The organism is Aeromicrobium changchenzhani (genome assembly GCF_057586615.1).
Map to the genome: position 1 here is coordinate 612,658 of NZ_CM172480.1, position 15,445 is coordinate 628,102.

Consider the following 15,445-nt stretch of genomic DNA (forward strand, 5'->3'; position numbering starts at 1 on the left):
AACACTCTGAATTTTGGAGTGCTGTATGGGCCGTTTCCCTGATGTTGATCGTCAGCGTGGGTTTTGGATTCGGGTTCGTGAGGGCTTGTCGACCGCGGAGGCTGCTCGGGCTGCGGGTGTGTCGGTTGAAACGGCCAAGAAGTGGGTGCGCAAAGGTGGCGGTATGCCGCCAATGTCGCTGGTCCTGCCCGCAACGAGTCGTTATCTGAGTGTTGCCGATCGCGAGCGGATTCACGCCGGCCTGCATGCTGATGAATCGATCCGATCGATTGCCCGGTCGATCGGCCGGGCGCCCTCAACGGTGCTACGTGAATTGCGGGCGAACATGTATCACCAGCAGTACCGGTCCTTGGCTGCGTTGAACCCGTCAGTTGCGGGTCGTCCGAGAACCAAGGGCTGGAAATATTCCCCGTCGAAGGCCCACCGGCGTGGTGTTGCCAGACGGGCGCGTCCCAAGCCAGCGAAGTTGGCGACGAACCAACGGCTTCGTGATGAGGTCCAGTTCCGGCTCGAGAAGAAGAAGCACTCGCCCGCGCAGATTGCGAACCGGTTACGGTTGGATTTTCCCGATGAGGCGGAGATGTGGGTGTCACACGAGACGATCTACCAGTCGCTCTATGTCCAGGGCCGAGGTGCGCTCAAACGTGAGCTCACTACCTGCTTACGAACCGGTCGAGCGGTGCGCAAACCCCACCGCAAAGAAGGCCGGCGACAGACCCGGATCAAGGACATGGTCAACATCAGCGAACGACCTGCCGCAGTCGAAGACCGGGCTGTTCCGGGTCATTGGGAAGGCGATCTGATCACCGGTGAGCTGAACAAGTCCGCGATCGGAACGTTGGTCGAACGCAGCACAGGTTTCGTGATGTTGCTTCATCTGCCCGAGCGTCACGGCGCTGAGGAAGTTCAGGACCAGATGATCATCCAGATGGGAAAACTATCCACACAGTTACGCGGATCGGTGACCTGGGACCAAGGCATCGAAATGTCCAACCACAAGGCAATCTCCACCGCTTTGGACATCGACATCTTCTTCTGTGACCCACATTCACCATGGCAGCGGGGCTCGAATGAGAACACCAACGGGCTGCTGCGTCAGTACTTCCCCAAAAGCACCGATCTATCGGGCTACCACGCGGACTATCTCGAGTTCGTCGCGAACCAACTCAATGACCGGCCACGCAAACGCCACCAATGGCGCACCCCCAGAGAAGTCCTCGCCACACTAGTCTGGGACCACGCAAATCAACCCGGTGTTGCGCCGACCGATTGAATCCACCTTCATCAAACGGGCAGAATTTGAACAAATCTGGGCGTTTTGTTGTCACCGGTTTGAGCGACTTAAGCTTCCCGGTCCAATAACTCGAGTAGGTATCTCCCGTAGCCACTCTTGACTAGCGGCTCGGCGCGTTGGCGGAGTTCGTCGGTGCCGAGGAAACCTTGCCGCCACGCGATCTCTTCGGGACAGGCGATCTTGAGGCCTTGCCGGCGTTCGACGGTGCGGACGAAGTTGGAGGCATCATTGAGCGATTCAAATGTTCCCGTGTCGAGCCATGCTGTTCCACGCGGGAGGATCTCGACCGAAAGCTTGCCGGCGTCGAGATAGATCTGGTTGAGGTCGGTGATCTCCAATTCGCCACGATCGGACGGTTTCAGATCCGCGGCGTGAGCGACGACTGAGTTGTCGTAGAAATACAGCCCTGGCACTGCATAATTGCTGCGCGGCCGTTCCGGCTTTTCTTCTAGCGAGATCGCTTTGCCCGCGGCATTGAATTCGACGACGCCGTATTCGGTGGGATCGGCAACCCAATAGCCGAAGACTGCTGCGCCGTCGACGACTTTGAACCGTTGGAGTTGGTTGCCTAGCCCCGGACCGTAAAAAATGTTGTCGCCCAGTACGAGTGCAACCGAGTCGTCGCCGATGTGATCGGCGCCGAGAATGAACGCCTGCGCTAGGCCATCGGGCGACGGTTGTTCCCGATAGGTGATCGAGACACCGAACTGGGAGCCATCGCCGAGGAGATTTTCGAAATAGATCGCATCGTACGGCGTCGTGATGACGAGGATGTCGCGGATTCCGGCGAGCATCAGGGTCGAAAGCGGATAATAGATCATCGGCTTGTCATAGACCGGAACCAACTGTTTGCTGACGCCAAGCGTGACCGGATGCAGCCGTGAGCCGGTGCCACCGGCAAGAATGATTCCTCGCATGACTCTGATGATAGGGAGTTCGACTGAGCGATTGGTGGCAAACCCCTAAACTAGCGCCATGCGTAAACTTCTGGTGACCGGTGGTGCGGGCTTCATCGGCTCCAACTTCGTCCATTATGTTGTTGCCAACACCGAGGCGCAGGTGACAGTGCTCGACAAATTGACCTATGCGGGCAATCGGGCATCGCTGGCCGGTCTCCCAGCGGACCGAGTCAATCTCGTGGTTGGCGACATCTGCGACGCTGCGCTTGTCGATGGGCTTGTGGCTGATGCTGATGCGGTGGTGCACTATGCCGCCGAGTCGCACAACGACAATTCCCTCAACGATCCCAGTCCGTTTGTGCAGACGAATCTTGTCGGTACGTTCTGTCTACTGGAGGCGGTGCGTAAGCATGAGACGCGCTATCACCACATCTCGACCGATGAGGTTTATGGTGACCTTGAGCTCGATGACCCGCAACGGTTCACCGAGTCGACGCCCTACAGCCCGTCTAGTCCGTATTCGTCGACGAAGGCCGGCTCTGATCTTTTGGTACGCGCTTGGGTTCGATCCTTCGGCCTCAATGCGACGATCAGCAACTGCTCCAACAACTACGGGCACTTCCAACACGTCGAAAAATTTATCCCCCGCCAGATCACTAATCTGATCGACGGCATCCGGCCCAGACTGTATGGCGCAGGCCTCAACGTTCGCGATTGGATCCATGCCGACGATCACAGCGCTGCCGTCCTGACGATTCTCGACGCGGGTAAGCAGGGCGAGACCTATCTCATCGGCGCCGATGGCGAACATAGCAATCGCCAAGTAATCGAGTTGATCCTAGAATCCTTCGGTCGCCCGGCCGATGATTTCGATCATGTGAATGATCGACCGGGCCATGATCTGCGCTATGCGATCGACTCGACTAAACTGCGTCAGGAACTCCGCTGGTCGCCCCGCTACGGCGACTTCCAACGCGGACTGCTCGAAACAATCGATTGGTACAAGAACAACGAGGCGTGGTGGCGCCCACAAAAATCGGTCACCGAAGCGACCTACCAAAAGCAAGGGCAGTGAATCGGTGGTCAATGAGCTGAGCGTCACCGAAACACCAATTCCGGGACTCTTACAGATCACGCTTCCGGTTCACGGAGATCCGCGCGGCTGGTTCAAGGAGAACTGGCAGCGCGAAAAGATGATTGCGTTGGGTTTGCCAGACTTTCGTCCAGTCCAGAACAACATGTCGCTCAATGAATCGACCGGGGCGACCCGCGGCATTCACGCTGAGCCGTGGGACAAACTCGTCTCGGTCGCGAATGGCAAGGTCTTCGCTGCCTGGGTGGACCTGCGCGAGGGCGATTCATTTGGCACCGTATTCACCGCCGAGGTCGATCCAGGCACCACGATGTTTGTTCCGCGGGGGGTTGGCAATGCCTACCAAACGTTGGTCGACAACACCACTTACTCCTATTTGGTCAACGACCATTGGAGCGCCGACGCCGCCTACACGTTCCTCAATCTGGCTGACGAGACCGTCGCGATCGAGTGGCCCATCCCGCTCAGTCAGGCTGAACTATCGGATAAAGACCGTACTCATCCGCGCCTTGCGGACGTCATCCCGGTGAAGCCGCGCAAAACGTTGGTCCTCGGTGCGAACGGTCAGTTAGGGCGTGCTCTGGTCGAACGTCTCCCCAACGCGGTGGGGTGGGACCGGAAAGAATTCGATATCGCCGATCGTGGTGCTTACGCAGGCGTCAGTTGGTCCGACTTCGACACCATCATCAACGCTGCTGCCTACACGGCGGTCGACCTGGCCGAGACCGAGCAGGGCCGGCGCGATGCTTGGCGGATCAACGCACACGCAGTCGCGCTGCTGGCTGAGGCCGCACTCGCCCATAACCTGACCCTCGTCCACGTATCGAGTGACTACGTCTTCGACGGGGCCGAGGAGACCCATCGCACCGATGAACTCTTTTCACCGCTTGGCGTCTATGGCCAGAGCAAAGCCGCCGGCGATCTCGCGGTGAGCATTGTTTCCAAGCACTATGTCGTTCGGACCAGTTGGGTTATCGGCGATGGCAACAACTTCATCAAGACCATGCAGTCTTTGGCCGAAAAAGGTGTGAACCCGTCCGTCGTCGATGACCAGATCGGCCTGCTGACTTACACCGGTGACCTTGCCGACGGGATCATCAAGCTGCTTCATTCGAACGCACCATTTGGCACCCACAACATCACCAGCGGTGGAACGCCGCAAAGCTGGTACGAGATCGCCCGCGACGTTTTTGCGGCAGCAGGTCACGACCCTGATCGGGTCTCACCTATCTCAACCGAGAAGTATGGCGAAGGCAAAGACCTCGCCCCAAGGCCCAAGCACAGCACGCTTCAGCCGCCGCCGGTTGAGTAACCCGACCCCGCACAGAACAACACCATCATCCTCAATGTTGAGTAGACCGGGGTACGAGGGTGTATCGAAACCACATCTGGGCAGAGCCCTCTTGCTTATGCGGCCCAGGGGCTGGCGACGGGTATGCGTTGGTCATGCCGCAGGGGTTTCTGTTGCGGGTCGACGCGTCTTGGCGGGATGATCTCCACGACTCCGTCGACTCCCATGCGTGCGTCCCATTCACCGTCATGAAGAAGATGGTGATGGAAAAAACAGAACAGGGCACCGTTGGCTATAGTCGTCGGTCCGCCGCGTGTATGCCAGACAAGATGATGGGCTTCACACCAGGCTGGCGGCCGATTGCAATTTTTCCAACAACAGCCGCCGTCTCTTTTAGCAAGGGCGATGCGTTGGTGTTTGCTGTAGATCCGCTTTTCGGTGCCGTAATCAAGAACCTTCGACTCGCCATCCAGCACCAAGGGAATCAAATGGGCGTTGCAGGCGAACCTGCGGGCCTGGGAGGCCGACATTTCCTCGCCGGTCGACAGCGACACGGTGCCGATCTGGTCGCACAGTTGGTCGAGATCCATACTGATCGTGATTGACGCGGCCAGGCCGCCATGGCTGGGCATCGCATCGGATGGCAAATGCTCCAACAGCTCAAGAAACGCCCGCCCCATCCGTTCAGGGTGCGAAAGCCGGCCAACGGCGGCATCAGAATGCGCACCTTGTTCATTGCGTGAACCCAGTTGGAACGATTCCCGACGTGGTGAGGCGATCCCTTCGAGGCAGGCTTTCAAAATCGAGGCTTGTGCGGTGGGCAGTAGTCCGCGGATGCGGGTCATCCCATCACCACCATTAATAAGTTCAAGTTGGGTCGATCGCAGCGCTTTCTGTTCCTGCTTCTTGAGCTGTTCACCCAAATATTCATCGACACCATCGGGGTCGATGACTTCGAGGATCCGGTTCGCGAGTCGGGTGAGGTTCTTCAACCCAAACTGGCTAGCCAGCTCAAGTAGATGCTTTTCGGCGAGCGGCCGTTCAGCGCCGGCATAGTCAGGAAGATCGTTGACCGCGGTCGCAATAATCTCCGCCTGATCGGAATTGATCTCACCGGCCACCCAAGCCGCCTGCGTCGCCACCACGTTGGGTCCCAGCTGCTCGGCACGACGTACTGTCCTGCTGGCCGAATAGGGCGAGACCTTCGTCAGATTCGCGACCCACACACGCGGCGATGAATTGCCGGCCAGCCGAGGCAGACCCCGCTCCATCGCCAGGCCCGTCAACCGGGCAGCTTCAGCCTCGAGCCGAGCGATCTTGGTGAACACCTCAACGACACCAGAAGTGACCTGCTCATCGCTGAGCTGCCACCCTTCCGAATGCCTTGTGTCCACCATCATTCATCCCCCGATGCGATCCAAGTTTATATCGAACACCTGTTCGACCAACTACTTCTATCGTAGTCACAACCGGCGACAAAAACAACTACTTTTCCACAATAATCTGTTGAAATGACGGGGAATTATCGACGACACGCCTGACTGCATACAAGCCCCGTTTCAAGCCTAACCCCGGCCACTGACACCCGACATCAGCGCCGAAAACCTCGGGTCTCGATACGCCCTCGTGCCTCGGGCTACTCGACCACTGAGAGGCCCACGATGGTCGAGCGATTGCGACGACCGAGCAAATGCATCGATACCAATCGTTCCTCATTCGATTCGTCCACGCCGCCGCAGCGATCGCTGTATCGTTTTGATTTCTGCGGCAATGGCGGTGGCAAGCAGGGGGATTAAGCAGATGTCGGATCAGGAACACGTACCAAGGCTCCCGATTGGCAGGTGGGCCGGTTTCGCGTTCATCCTAATCGTCGGCCTGATTTCGCTGCTTGGTTTGATCGGCGATCCAAACGATTGGCCCAGTACTCCGTCAGCGCGGGCCCTAATCCTGCTGATCCTCGCGATTGCTTATGCGGGCCTTATTCATACTGGCGTCACGCTCCTCAGATCAGCACTTGCCGTTCATGACGCGCGGCGACGTGGCCTGTCGGAGCCGGTTTCGCACCGCTGGCTTCGCGGCTGGCTACTCGTGTATGCGGCTGTGTGCTTTCCGCTGATACCTCTCTATATCGTCGTGACAAAGCAAAAGAGTGGAGCGGCCACTATCATCGGGTGGCTCGTGTTCGCCTTTCTCTTTGCTGCCACTTGGGTTGGTTTGCAGATTTACCACGTAGTTCGCCATGACCCGAACGCGTTTGAGCGCGCACTTCACAAGCGCAGCGTGCAGCGGGCCGGCGTGATGTCAACGATCTTCGTCGTACTGCTTGGCGGCTACGTCGTATCCACACCGGCGGTTTTCGCGCAGGAGGCGAAAGTTGTGCGAGTTGTTGACGGCGACACCATCGACGTACGTGTAGACGCAGGGGTACGCAGGGTCCGTGTGCTCAACGTTGACACACCGGAGAGCGTGGATCCCAATAAGCCCGTTGAGTGTCTTAGCAAAGAAGCGACTGAGCTCACGAGGTCGCTGCTCGCCAAAGGGCAGACAATCAACCTCGCGTATGACGTCGATCGCAAAGATGACTATGGCCGCACGCTGGCGCACATTGAGTTTGGCAACGGTCGGATGCTTTCAACTGAGTTGGCAGCGGCCGGTCTCGGCGTACCGATCGTGGTCGGCCGTAACGACGCACGGATTGGCGAGATCCAGAAAGCATTCGATTCCGCTGCTAAGGCAAAGCGCGGCTTCTTTGATCCGAGTCAGAAATGCACCTTTGCGGCACGTACGACGAAAGTCGGCGAAGCGACAACCGAAGCGCTGGCCGTTGACAAGGGGATGTCTGCCGCAGAGGCGCTTGCAGCCGCAGCCACTCTTGCGGTTGTCGTGAAAACGTACGCAGTCTTGCGTAAGGAGATCGCCGCCAAGTCATCGCTGCCAGTGAGGGCCGTCCTTGCCTCGCCGGGCTCGAGCGCTGTCAGGCGGGTGGCTGCACAATTGCAATCGGTGGACGATCGCGAGGCCAAACTGCGCAGTGTGGCCGCCAAACGCAATGTCGCGGAGAAGAAGGCCCGGGTCAAGTTTGCTGAGCAGGCGGCAATCGCTGACAAGCGCAGGAAGGTCGAGGAAGTGCAGCGTAAGGCTGCTGCCAAGCTAGCGGCCCAAGAGGCTGCTCGACAGCGTGCTGCGAACGTGCCTAGACCCCGAGCCCCGAAGAAATCCGGCGGCAGCAAATCAGGCGGGAAGTCGACCCCGAGCAATCCCTATCCGGGATACACCGGGCCACGCTGTTATGCGCCGGGTGGCAAGACGTGGCGCCCTTGTTGAAGTAGTAGCAGGAACTTGGTGCGGAAGCTTCGGAGCGAATCGAGGGTACGCGCAAATCATCAGGATTTTGAACGGTAGGATCAGGGGCTGGAGCAGCTCGACCGGCCACCCGATAACGACGGGTGGGTTGCGGAGCCCGCTTCTTCTCAACTAGGAAAGTGACTGGCTTACTGCAATGACCTTGGACCTCGCGAATGCACGGATCGGCATCATTGGGCTGGGCTACGTGGGTCTTCCCCTCGCGGTCTCGTTTGCTAGCAAGTTCGACGTCATCGGTTGCGACATCAAAGAGTCGCGCGTCGCTGAGCTTTCCGAGGGTTACGACCGGACCCTTGAGGTTGAGGAAGCCGACCTTAAGCAGGCAGAGCGCCTTCAGTTCACGAGCGACTCCAATGACCTGAGCGATGTAAACGTCTACATCGTCACCACGCCAACGCCGATCGATGACCATAAGAATCCCGACATGGGCGCGGTCCTCTCAGCAACTCGGAGTATTGGCGCGACGCTGACCCGCGGTGACGTTGTTATCTATGAGTCCACGGTCTATCCGGGAGCCACTGAAGAGGAATGCGTTCCGGTCCTAGAAAAAGTCAGTGGATTGACCTTCAACGAAGATTTCTATGTTGGTTACAGCCCCGAACGGATCAATCCCGGCGACAAAGAGCACCGCTTCGAAAACATTCTAAAGGTCACTTCAGGTTCGACTCCCGAGGCCGCTCAGTTCGTTGACAGCCTCTACAACACGGTCGTGACCGCCGGAACTCATCTGGCTCCGTCCATCCGTGTCGCAGAGGCTGCCAAAGTCATTGAGAACACCCAACGCGACATCAATATCGCACTGATCAATGAGCTCGCCATCGTTTTTAACCGCCTGGGAATCGATACCCAGGATGTGCTGACGGCAGCCGGCACGAAGTGGAATTTTTTGAAGTTCCAGCCAGGCCTCGTCGGTGGCCATTGCATTGGTGTTGATCCCTATTACCTGACATATAAGGCAGAGACCATTGGTTACCATCCAGAATTGATTCTGGCCGGTCGGCGCCTGAACGATGGGATGGGCGCTTATGTTGCGTCGCAACTCATCAAAACCATGATTCACAAAGGCATTGACCTACGTGGGTCGCGTGTCTTGATCCTTGGCCTTGCCTTCAAGGAAAACACTCCCGACCTGCGAAACACTAGGGTCGTCGACATCATCTCCGAACTTGAGGGCTACGGAATCAGTGTTGATGTTTATGACCCATGGGTGGATTCAGCGGAAGCCAAACACGAGTACGGCTTGGACATGATCGAATCACCTGACTCAGGCATATACGACGGAATAGTCCTTGCGGTGAGTCACAGTGGTTATCGCGATCTTGGCGAGGCTGGCATTCGTAATTTCGGCAAGACGAGCCATGTCCTGTATGACCTTAAATGTGCTCTTGCGAAGGGCGAAGCAGACTTACGCCTCTGATGTTGGGCCACTTACCTGTGTGGGGCGGCCTTAGTTATTGGCGCACTGTCGCTGGTACTCCGGCGACAGTCGCGCCAGCCGCCACATGCTTAAGAACAACTGCTTGGGCCGCGACTGTCGCACGGTCACCGATGGTTATGTCGCCAAGAATTACGGCGCCCGCGCCGATTAGCACATCCGACCCGATCCGCGGATTTGCTCGCACTCCACTTCGGCCGCCGATAGTGACGTTCTGGAGCACCTTTGTTCTTGGGCCAATGACGGTGTCGTGACCGATTACGACACCGAGCCCACGATGCACGAAGATCACGGATGAGTCGATGTCAGCAGTATATGGGATTTCGCACGAGTAAAATAGACGCGTAATACGTCCTAGAATGCGCGGCAGAAGTGGAATTTTAGCTAGGTGCAACGATCGTGCCCAGTCGAGAGTCCGTATGTTCGTCATGCTTGCTTCCGCTCTAATCTTGATCTCATATCGTGAATGTCTTGACGACTAACCAGGATGACCTCCCGGATGCGTAGTCCTTTGATCCTGCTGAAGTAGATCACAAAAGCTCCGCCCGTCAGCGTGTATGAAACGACCGTGGCCCACGCCGCGCCGTCTGCACCAAATTTCGGGATAACGGCCAGGTTCACCGCGATATTCACCGACACTGCAATTGCCAAGATAGAGAAGTAAAAGAGCCGACGGCCTTCCACAAGCATCACCACTCCAAGAATTTTATAGTAGATCATGCTGACAACGCCTATCGACAAAATCGCGCAGAGCCGATATGAGGGTAGGAACTCTGCGCCAAAAAGCGCTTCGATTGCAAATCGGCCTCCAGCAACAACTAACCCGATGCTTCCGATACCAAGAACCACCGCTGCTTTTAGCGGCAGGAGGACTTGTCTGACGTCGTCCGATCGGGCGACGCGAGATACCAAAACTTCCTTGATCGCATCTGGAATCACCCACAGATAGACGGCAATCCCGGCCGCCACGGCGTAATAGCCGAGATCTAAAGGTTGACCGAGCCACTTCAGCATCAACGTATCGACGTTGTAGTTCGCAACAGTCAGCAGCGAAGTGAGCATCGGAAGCCAACTGAAACCAAAAATGGATCGAACCTGTTTACGCTGGAGCTGCCGTCGGGATACGCCGCCTAAGGCCACGAGGTAGGTGCAGACTGCCAGTGCCCACACTGCGCAGTAGATCAGCACCGGCCAAAGCAGGTTCGTAGGAAGCCAGACGAACATAAGTACATGCAGGAGCACACGCACTACGGAAATAACCAAGTTCGTAAGTATCTTCAGCCGTATTTTGTGCACGGCCATGAGACTTTCCATTTGTTGATACATCAGCGTGATGACAGCCAAGAGCATCAGGTACCGAATGGAAGTGTCGTCTACAAGTATCGCGAGCACAAGCGCGATTACCCCAAATATCGCGGACTGCAGCAAGACCAACTTGACAAAGACGTCGAGGATGTCCCTGTGGGGAGCTTGGCGGTAGAAGTATGGGAACGACTGATTCAGCCCGAGACCCATTATTATGGCCATGAGCCCTGCGGTCTGTGTTATGAAGGCTAATTCACCGCGAAGTGCGACTCCGAGATATCGGGCAATAATCACTGAAGCAATAAGCCCCGATATTGTTGATAGTCCCTTGTTGATGAGGTTGAGTCGGTAGTCTTTCACGCAGTTCCAACCAGATCGTGTGGGATTTCGCCTCGAGATAAGTGACGAAGCAGCCGGTTAGGATCGCATATTTCGGAGCCGTATTCTAGTTTTGCTTGCTCGCCGAGGCGCTGTCCCAGTGCTGGATCCAAGATCAGCCGCTCAATAGCGTCTGCGATACCAGAGGCGCTGATCTCGCAAACGATACCGGTTCTTCCATCTCTGACCTGCCCGGAAACGGTCTCGTAGGCCGTTGCGATAATTGGTTTGCCAAGTGATCGAGCCTCCTCCACCGCATTGGATCTGCCTTCGGCACGAGATGGATGAACGAACAAATCAACGGCTTTGAGATAGGGGGTCGTGTCGAGCACGCTCCCTGGGAATATGAATGATTGTTCAACCCCTTTCTCAAGCGCAAGTTTTTCTAGGTTGTCGCGCTCTGGCCCATCGCCCAATACGATCCAGCGGATTCGATAGTCGCGTGCCAGAAGTTCAGAACATGCCGCGATTGCAAGATCAATGCCTTTCAGACGATCAAGTCGCGAAACCGTAAGAATGGTCCACACCTCCGGGTCAACACGTAAAACGTCAAGATTACTGTCGTTAGCCAGTTCCAGACTCCGCGGGATATCGTTCTTGTAGACTGTCACCTTCCCTTGTGTGCTGGGGTACATCTCTTGGAAGATTGCCGAGCATTCGCCGGACACCGATATCGCTCCGCTGAGTTTTGTGAAGTAAATCTCTTCTATTCTTCGATCTCGATTCAACATTCGGGTATCGCTGCGGATCCAGTGATATCTGAACTTTGCATCAACGAGATCTACGACTGCGTAAGTCGAGAGTCCAAGAATGCCGATTGCTGCATCATATCGGTCGGGCAATCGTGGTAAGTCGGGACTGACGCATTGCCAGACTTGCTGACGGACAATTTGCCATCCATGCCGCGCGCGCAGCCCTTTCAGAATTTCCAGCATGAGTCTTGGCCGCTTGCGTCGCGTTACAGTGTGAAACAGTGTTCGTGCTGCACGAACAAAATGGTTGCGCGGCAAGGTTGCTGCAGCTAGTTCGCGGGAGGGTTGCAAAAGTCGGGGTCCGGCTGGAACCCAGGAATACAGGTCGCCGGCCTGCCCGTTGAGCACCAAAAGGTCGACCGAAAATGATGTGTAGTCTACTCGTTCCAGTAAGCCGATAAGGCTCTTCTGAGGACCTCCTATGTTCATGGAACTTACGACAAACAGGATCTTCTTGTGAGCCCGGTCAGGAACCATTGTGACCGTCCTTGCTCCGCTCACGCCGGCCACGAAACCTATTCGCGAACATTGAAACTAAAAGTGCAGGCAGCAGGATATAGCGAACGAGAAATGGCACTGTGAAGTTGAAGGAGCCACGAACTGAGAAGCCAAGCAGCGCAAACGAGGCCAAGCAAATCGCAGTCCGTAATGGCCATGAGGCCGATTGTCGGCTTGGCAGCCGTAGCAGCCAAGCAAAGCCTGCACCATAACTAAACATTGCGATACAACCTCCCCACCAACCGAAGTTCATGTACGCCTCCGCGAATGGGGTGAAGCCCGGTCCATATGAGAGCCCTAGGTAATGCATCAGCCATGTAGCCGGACTGCTGTAGACAGGGTCAGTGGCGAGGTTCAGCAGCGTGCCTGAAAAAATTGCTCTGGGAAACAAATGCAAAATGCCACTTGCATAGGTTCCGCCCATCGTGAATTGGACCGCATCCGGAACGGCTTGCATCACATTTACCAAGGGGAACAGGGTTCCGCCCATCGTGCGTAGTGTTCCCTGTATCGGACTCTGTTCGCTCAATGCCGCGCTGAAATCTAGACCATTGGCGCCAAAAGACTGGCGCAGGATCCCGATAGCAGGTATCGCGATTATTGCGAAAACAATGAGCAAAGCTGCGAGAAACCGCGGGGTTTTCTTGCTCTTGCCGAACTGTGACTTGAGCAGAAATGCGGTCAGCAGATAGATCAAGCCTTCACCGCGATCGCCTGCCACCAATCGCATTATCGCGATTGCAACGAAAGCTCCGGTCGCGAGTTGGTAGGCGGTCACGTTACCTGAACAAGCTACAAGGACCAACCCAGTGATGAAAAGGAACGAAAGGCTGAGCAACGGAGAGTCAAGGCGCGAGTCCCCGCTGTAGTAGCTTGAATATCCCTGACTAAAGATCACACGAAGGTTGTGAAAGTTAGTCACCATGAATGGGACCGCCCCGATCGTCAAACAGACAGCACCGACTGACAGCAGACTGCGACCCCACTCATGTTGGTTGGGTTGTGAATCGTGATGTGTCTGCGTCGTTCGAACGAATCGATTCGAGATCAAACAGCCTGAGCAGAAGAATGCAAAGGCTGTGAGGTAAAAGGCCGTCGCTGATGCGATGGACGAGTGGTCCTCTCTGAGCACAACATCGGCACCACTAGCCGTAATACCAAATGAAAATAAGATCAATTGACCTGTTGTGAATAGTGAGAGGAAGACTGCAAAGAGCACAATCGGTGAAAGGAGCGATCCAAATGATTTGCGTAACAGTAAAATTTCTGCGACCAGGAGAAAGTTATTGAGCCAACATAGCCGGAACAGGCTCTCACCAGATGTACCTTTTGGCGAGGCACCGATGAATATGTAGACGCTGACAATCACACCCAAAACAATCAACGCCTGAGTAAAAAGCATCCACGTTGTTGTACGCCGCGGGCCTGATTCGAGTAGGACAGTCTTCTCATCGCAAACTGGCTCGTTTTGGTTCTGACCACCGCGCGGATCGGGCCAATTCTGTGCACCGCCATCTGTAGGGCTCATCAAGCGCTTCCGGCTGCCATTGCAGAGTCAGTTCCGTGTTTCCGAAGCCAATACTTTGCTAGCAAGAAACCCGCAATGGATGTGAGGGGGCTCCCTCTCAGATGGTCATGCTGAGTCGTGAGGATGGCATTCTGCGCATAGGCGAGCCGTTGATAAGCCCGAAACATCGTCGAGTATTTCAAGCGCACGGGCAATGATTGAGCTTGCTCTAGTTGGAGTCGTGAATATTCCATCATTCCTAACGGGTTCCTCATTCGGAGCTGCCGTCCGCTTGATGTCAACCCCCCCGGTTGGTATTCAGCAATCCCAACGATGGAATCAGTGAAACTTATCTTGTACTGGGGCGCCATTCTTAGCTGCAGAACTGTCGGCCCCAGATACGTTTCTGCGGGATACTCGGGATATCGGTAGGAGAGGACTACGCGACTGAAGTAACCGACAGCACCGTCGTACTTGCCATGCTGAGCGTCGTGGTCGGCGCGTGTCATCACTAGGTCTTTCCCAAGGTGGCCAGAGGCGCCCAATACATGACCATCGCTGTCTTGGTAACTGAAAAAAATAGCGCCGACTTCCTCGTGCTGCCGGTATTGCTCAACTTTTGCGCGAACGAGTGCAAATCCATTCGATTTCAGTTGATCATCGCTATCGATGACTAGGTAGAAATCGCAATCGACCTCTGCAAATGCTCGGTTCAGAGAAGCACATTTGCCTCGATTTGTCTTGTTTTTTAGGACAATGATTGGGAACGGGCTGCGCCGGTTCTGTTGTTGCTGTGTTAACCAATCCAACGTGCCATCGGAGCTGTTGTCATCAACGACGATCCAAGAGAACTCTTGGTCCTGCTGTGCGGACAAACTGCTGTGCAGGCGACCGAGCAAGCCCACGCGGTTCCATGTAGTTGTGACGACTCCGACCCGTGGACGCTTGGAAATCTGAACTGATTCGTCACTGGCCACGATGATCGTCCCCTCGAGACCTTATAAATCGTGCGGGTGAACCTGCGACAAGGACTCCGGGTGCAACATCACTGGTCACTACAGAATTCGCGCCAATCACGCTCCCGTCGCCAACGTGGACTCCGGCGACGATCACTGACTGTGCCCCTATCCAGCAATTGTCGCCGATTACGGTTTTTGCCGCCGTTACACCCTGATCATTAATCGGCGCATCAAGTCGCTCAAAATTGTGCGAAGTAGACATGATGGTGGTGCCGTGTGCTACGGAAACGTTGTCGCCCAGGGCCACACCTCCGGAAGCATCAATATAACAGCGGGGATGCACGCTGACATTTCTCCCGATACTCAGACCACGGATATTCAGAAGGTAGACGTCTTCATGTACTGAGACATTGGGCTGATTGGTGATATCCAGAGATACCAACACTGCGTAACGAACACCTATGCCTAGCAGCCCCTTCCAGGTTCGCACGCTTAGAAGTATTCGTTTACGCACGGACCGCGGGGTAAAGCGCATGATTGTGGTCATAGCAATGAGCAGGGGTTCAACCCGATCAAATAGTGCGCGACCACGGATTCGCACAGCAGGCTGATGATCCGGCTCAGGCAACGTCATGAGGTATTCCTTGCAGATGTCGGGGGCATAGTGCTTA

The 15,445-nt window shown here is 55.8% G+C and carries 13 protein-coding genes; 5 read left to right on the forward strand and 8 right to left on the reverse strand.

Going from position 1 to position 15,445, the window contains the following annotated elements; translation table 11 throughout:
• The first annotated feature begins 25 nt into the window (after nucleotides 1-25).
• On the forward strand, nucleotides 26-1,273 hold the full coding sequence (locus tag AC2YB9_RS03205) for an IS30 family transposase (RefSeq protein WP_487266578.1): 1,248 nt from the start codon (nucleotides 26-28) through the stop codon (nucleotides 1,271-1,273).
• Nucleotides 1,274-1,341: 68 nt separating this feature from the next.
• On the opposite strand, the gene rfbA is transcribed toward AC2YB9_RS03205, so the two are convergent.
• A complete protein-coding gene (rfbA, locus tag AC2YB9_RS03210) occupies nucleotides 1,342-2,211 on the reverse strand; it encodes a glucose-1-phosphate thymidylyltransferase RfbA (protein WP_487267316.1) in 870 nt (289 codons plus the stop codon).
• Nucleotides 2,212-2,269: 58 nt separating this feature from the next.
• Between rfbA and rfbB the strand changes: the two genes are divergently transcribed.
• Entirely contained in the window at nucleotides 2,270-3,268 is a 999-nt protein-coding gene (gene rfbB, locus AC2YB9_RS03215; protein WP_487267317.1) for a dTDP-glucose 4,6-dehydratase, read from the forward strand.
• Between the two features lie 4 nt (nucleotides 3,269-3,272).
• The gene (locus tag AC2YB9_RS03220) at nucleotides 3,273-4,598 is read left to right on the forward strand and encodes a sugar nucleotide-binding protein (RefSeq protein ID WP_487267318.1); all 1,326 of its coding nucleotides are present in this window, start codon (nucleotides 3,273-3,275) and stop codon (nucleotides 4,596-4,598) included.
• Nucleotides 4,599-4,693: 95 nt separating this feature from the next.
• Here AC2YB9_RS03220 and AC2YB9_RS03225 read toward each other — a convergent pair whose 3' ends face one another.
• Nucleotides 4,694-5,977 (reverse strand): HNH endonuclease, encoded by a 1,284-nt coding sequence (locus tag AC2YB9_RS03225; RefSeq protein ID WP_487267319.1) that lies wholly within the window; start codon nucleotides 5,975-5,977, stop codon nucleotides 4,694-4,696.
• Between the two features lie 400 nt (nucleotides 5,978-6,377).
• Between AC2YB9_RS03225 and AC2YB9_RS03230 the strand changes: the two genes are divergently transcribed.
• On the forward strand, nucleotides 6,378-7,901 hold the full coding sequence (locus AC2YB9_RS03230) for a thermonuclease family protein (RefSeq protein ID WP_487267320.1): 1,524 nt from the start codon (nucleotides 6,378-6,380) through the stop codon (nucleotides 7,899-7,901).
• A gap of 175 nt (nucleotides 7,902-8,076) precedes the next feature.
• Entirely contained in the window at nucleotides 8,077-9,357 is a 1,281-nt protein-coding gene (tviB, locus tag AC2YB9_RS03235; RefSeq protein ID WP_487267321.1) for a Vi polysaccharide biosynthesis UDP-N-acetylglucosamine C-6 dehydrogenase TviB, read from the forward strand.
• Nucleotides 9,358-9,391: 34 nt separating this feature from the next.
• Here tviB and AC2YB9_RS03240 read toward each other — a convergent pair whose 3' ends face one another.
• The 6 genes from AC2YB9_RS03240 to AC2YB9_RS03265 all read right to left on the reverse strand — a co-directional run bounded on the left by AC2YB9_RS03240 (nucleotide 9,392) and on the right by AC2YB9_RS03265 (nucleotide 15,408).
• On the reverse strand, nucleotides 9,392-9,667 hold the full coding sequence (locus AC2YB9_RS03240) for a serine O-acetyltransferase (protein ID WP_487267322.1): 276 nt from the start codon (nucleotides 9,665-9,667) through the stop codon (nucleotides 9,392-9,394).
• A 134-nt stretch (nucleotides 9,668-9,801) separates the two neighbouring features.
• On the reverse strand, nucleotides 9,802-11,040 hold the full coding sequence (locus AC2YB9_RS03245; protein ID WP_487267323.1) for an oligosaccharide flippase family protein: 1,239 nt from the start codon (nucleotides 11,038-11,040) through the stop codon (nucleotides 9,802-9,804).
• On the reverse strand, nucleotides 11,037-12,287 hold the full coding sequence (locus AC2YB9_RS03250) for a glycosyltransferase (protein WP_487267324.1): 1,251 nt from the start codon (nucleotides 12,285-12,287) through the stop codon (nucleotides 11,037-11,039). The genes AC2YB9_RS03245 and AC2YB9_RS03250 overlap by 4 nt, the downstream gene beginning before the upstream one ends.
• Nucleotides 12,277-13,836: an O-antigen polysaccharide polymerase Wzy gene (wzy, locus tag AC2YB9_RS03255; protein ID WP_487267325.1), complete on the reverse strand. Its 1,560-nt coding sequence runs from the start codon at nucleotides 13,834-13,836 to the stop codon at nucleotides 12,277-12,279. The genes AC2YB9_RS03250 and wzy overlap by 11 nt, the downstream gene beginning before the upstream one ends.
• A complete protein-coding gene (locus tag AC2YB9_RS03260; protein WP_487267326.1) occupies nucleotides 13,836-14,792 on the reverse strand; it encodes a glycosyltransferase family 2 protein in 957 nt (318 codons plus the stop codon). The genes wzy and AC2YB9_RS03260 overlap by 1 nt, the downstream gene beginning before the upstream one ends.
• Nucleotides 14,782-15,408 carry an acyltransferase gene (locus AC2YB9_RS03265; protein ID WP_487267327.1) on the reverse strand — a complete coding sequence of 209 codons (627 nt, stop codon included), beginning with the start codon at nucleotides 15,406-15,408 and terminating at the stop codon, nucleotides 14,782-14,784. Before AC2YB9_RS03265 ends, AC2YB9_RS03260 begins: the two co-directional genes overlap by 11 nt.
• Between the last annotated feature and the right edge of the window lie 37 nt (nucleotides 15,409-15,445).

Excerpts from the sequence above, each read along its gene's own strand:
- AC2YB9_RS03205 (WP_487266578.1), top strand. The coding sequence starts at position 26 with ATGGGCCGTTTCCCTGATGTTGATCGTCAGCGTGGGTTTTGGATTCGG.
- AC2YB9_RS03225 (WP_487267319.1), bottom strand. The coding sequence starts at position 5,977 with ATGATGGTGGACACAAGGCATTCGGAAGGGTGGCAGCTCAGCGATGAG.
- AC2YB9_RS03265 (WP_487267327.1), bottom strand. The coding sequence starts at position 15,408 with ATGACGTTGCCTGAGCCGGATCATCAGCCTGCTGTGCGAATCCGTGGT.
- AC2YB9_RS03250 (WP_487267324.1), bottom strand. The coding sequence starts at position 12,287 with ATGGTTCCTGACCGGGCTCACAAGAAGATCCTGTTTGTCGTAAGTTCC.
- rfbB (WP_487267317.1), top strand. The coding sequence starts at position 2,270 with ATGCGTAAACTTCTGGTGACCGGTGGTGCGGGCTTCATCGGCTCCAAC.
- tviB (WP_487267321.1), top strand. The coding sequence starts at position 8,077 with ATGACCTTGGACCTCGCGAATGCACGGATCGGCATCATTGGGCTGGGC.
- wzy (WP_487267325.1), bottom strand. The coding sequence starts at position 13,836 with ATGAGCCCTACAGATGGCGGTGCACAGAATTGGCCCGATCCGCGCGGT.
- AC2YB9_RS03230 (WP_487267320.1), top strand. The coding sequence starts at position 6,378 with ATGTCGGATCAGGAACACGTACCAAGGCTCCCGATTGGCAGGTGGGCC.
- rfbA (WP_487267316.1), bottom strand. The coding sequence starts at position 2,211 with ATGCGAGGAATCATTCTTGCCGGTGGCACCGGCTCACGGCTGCATCCG.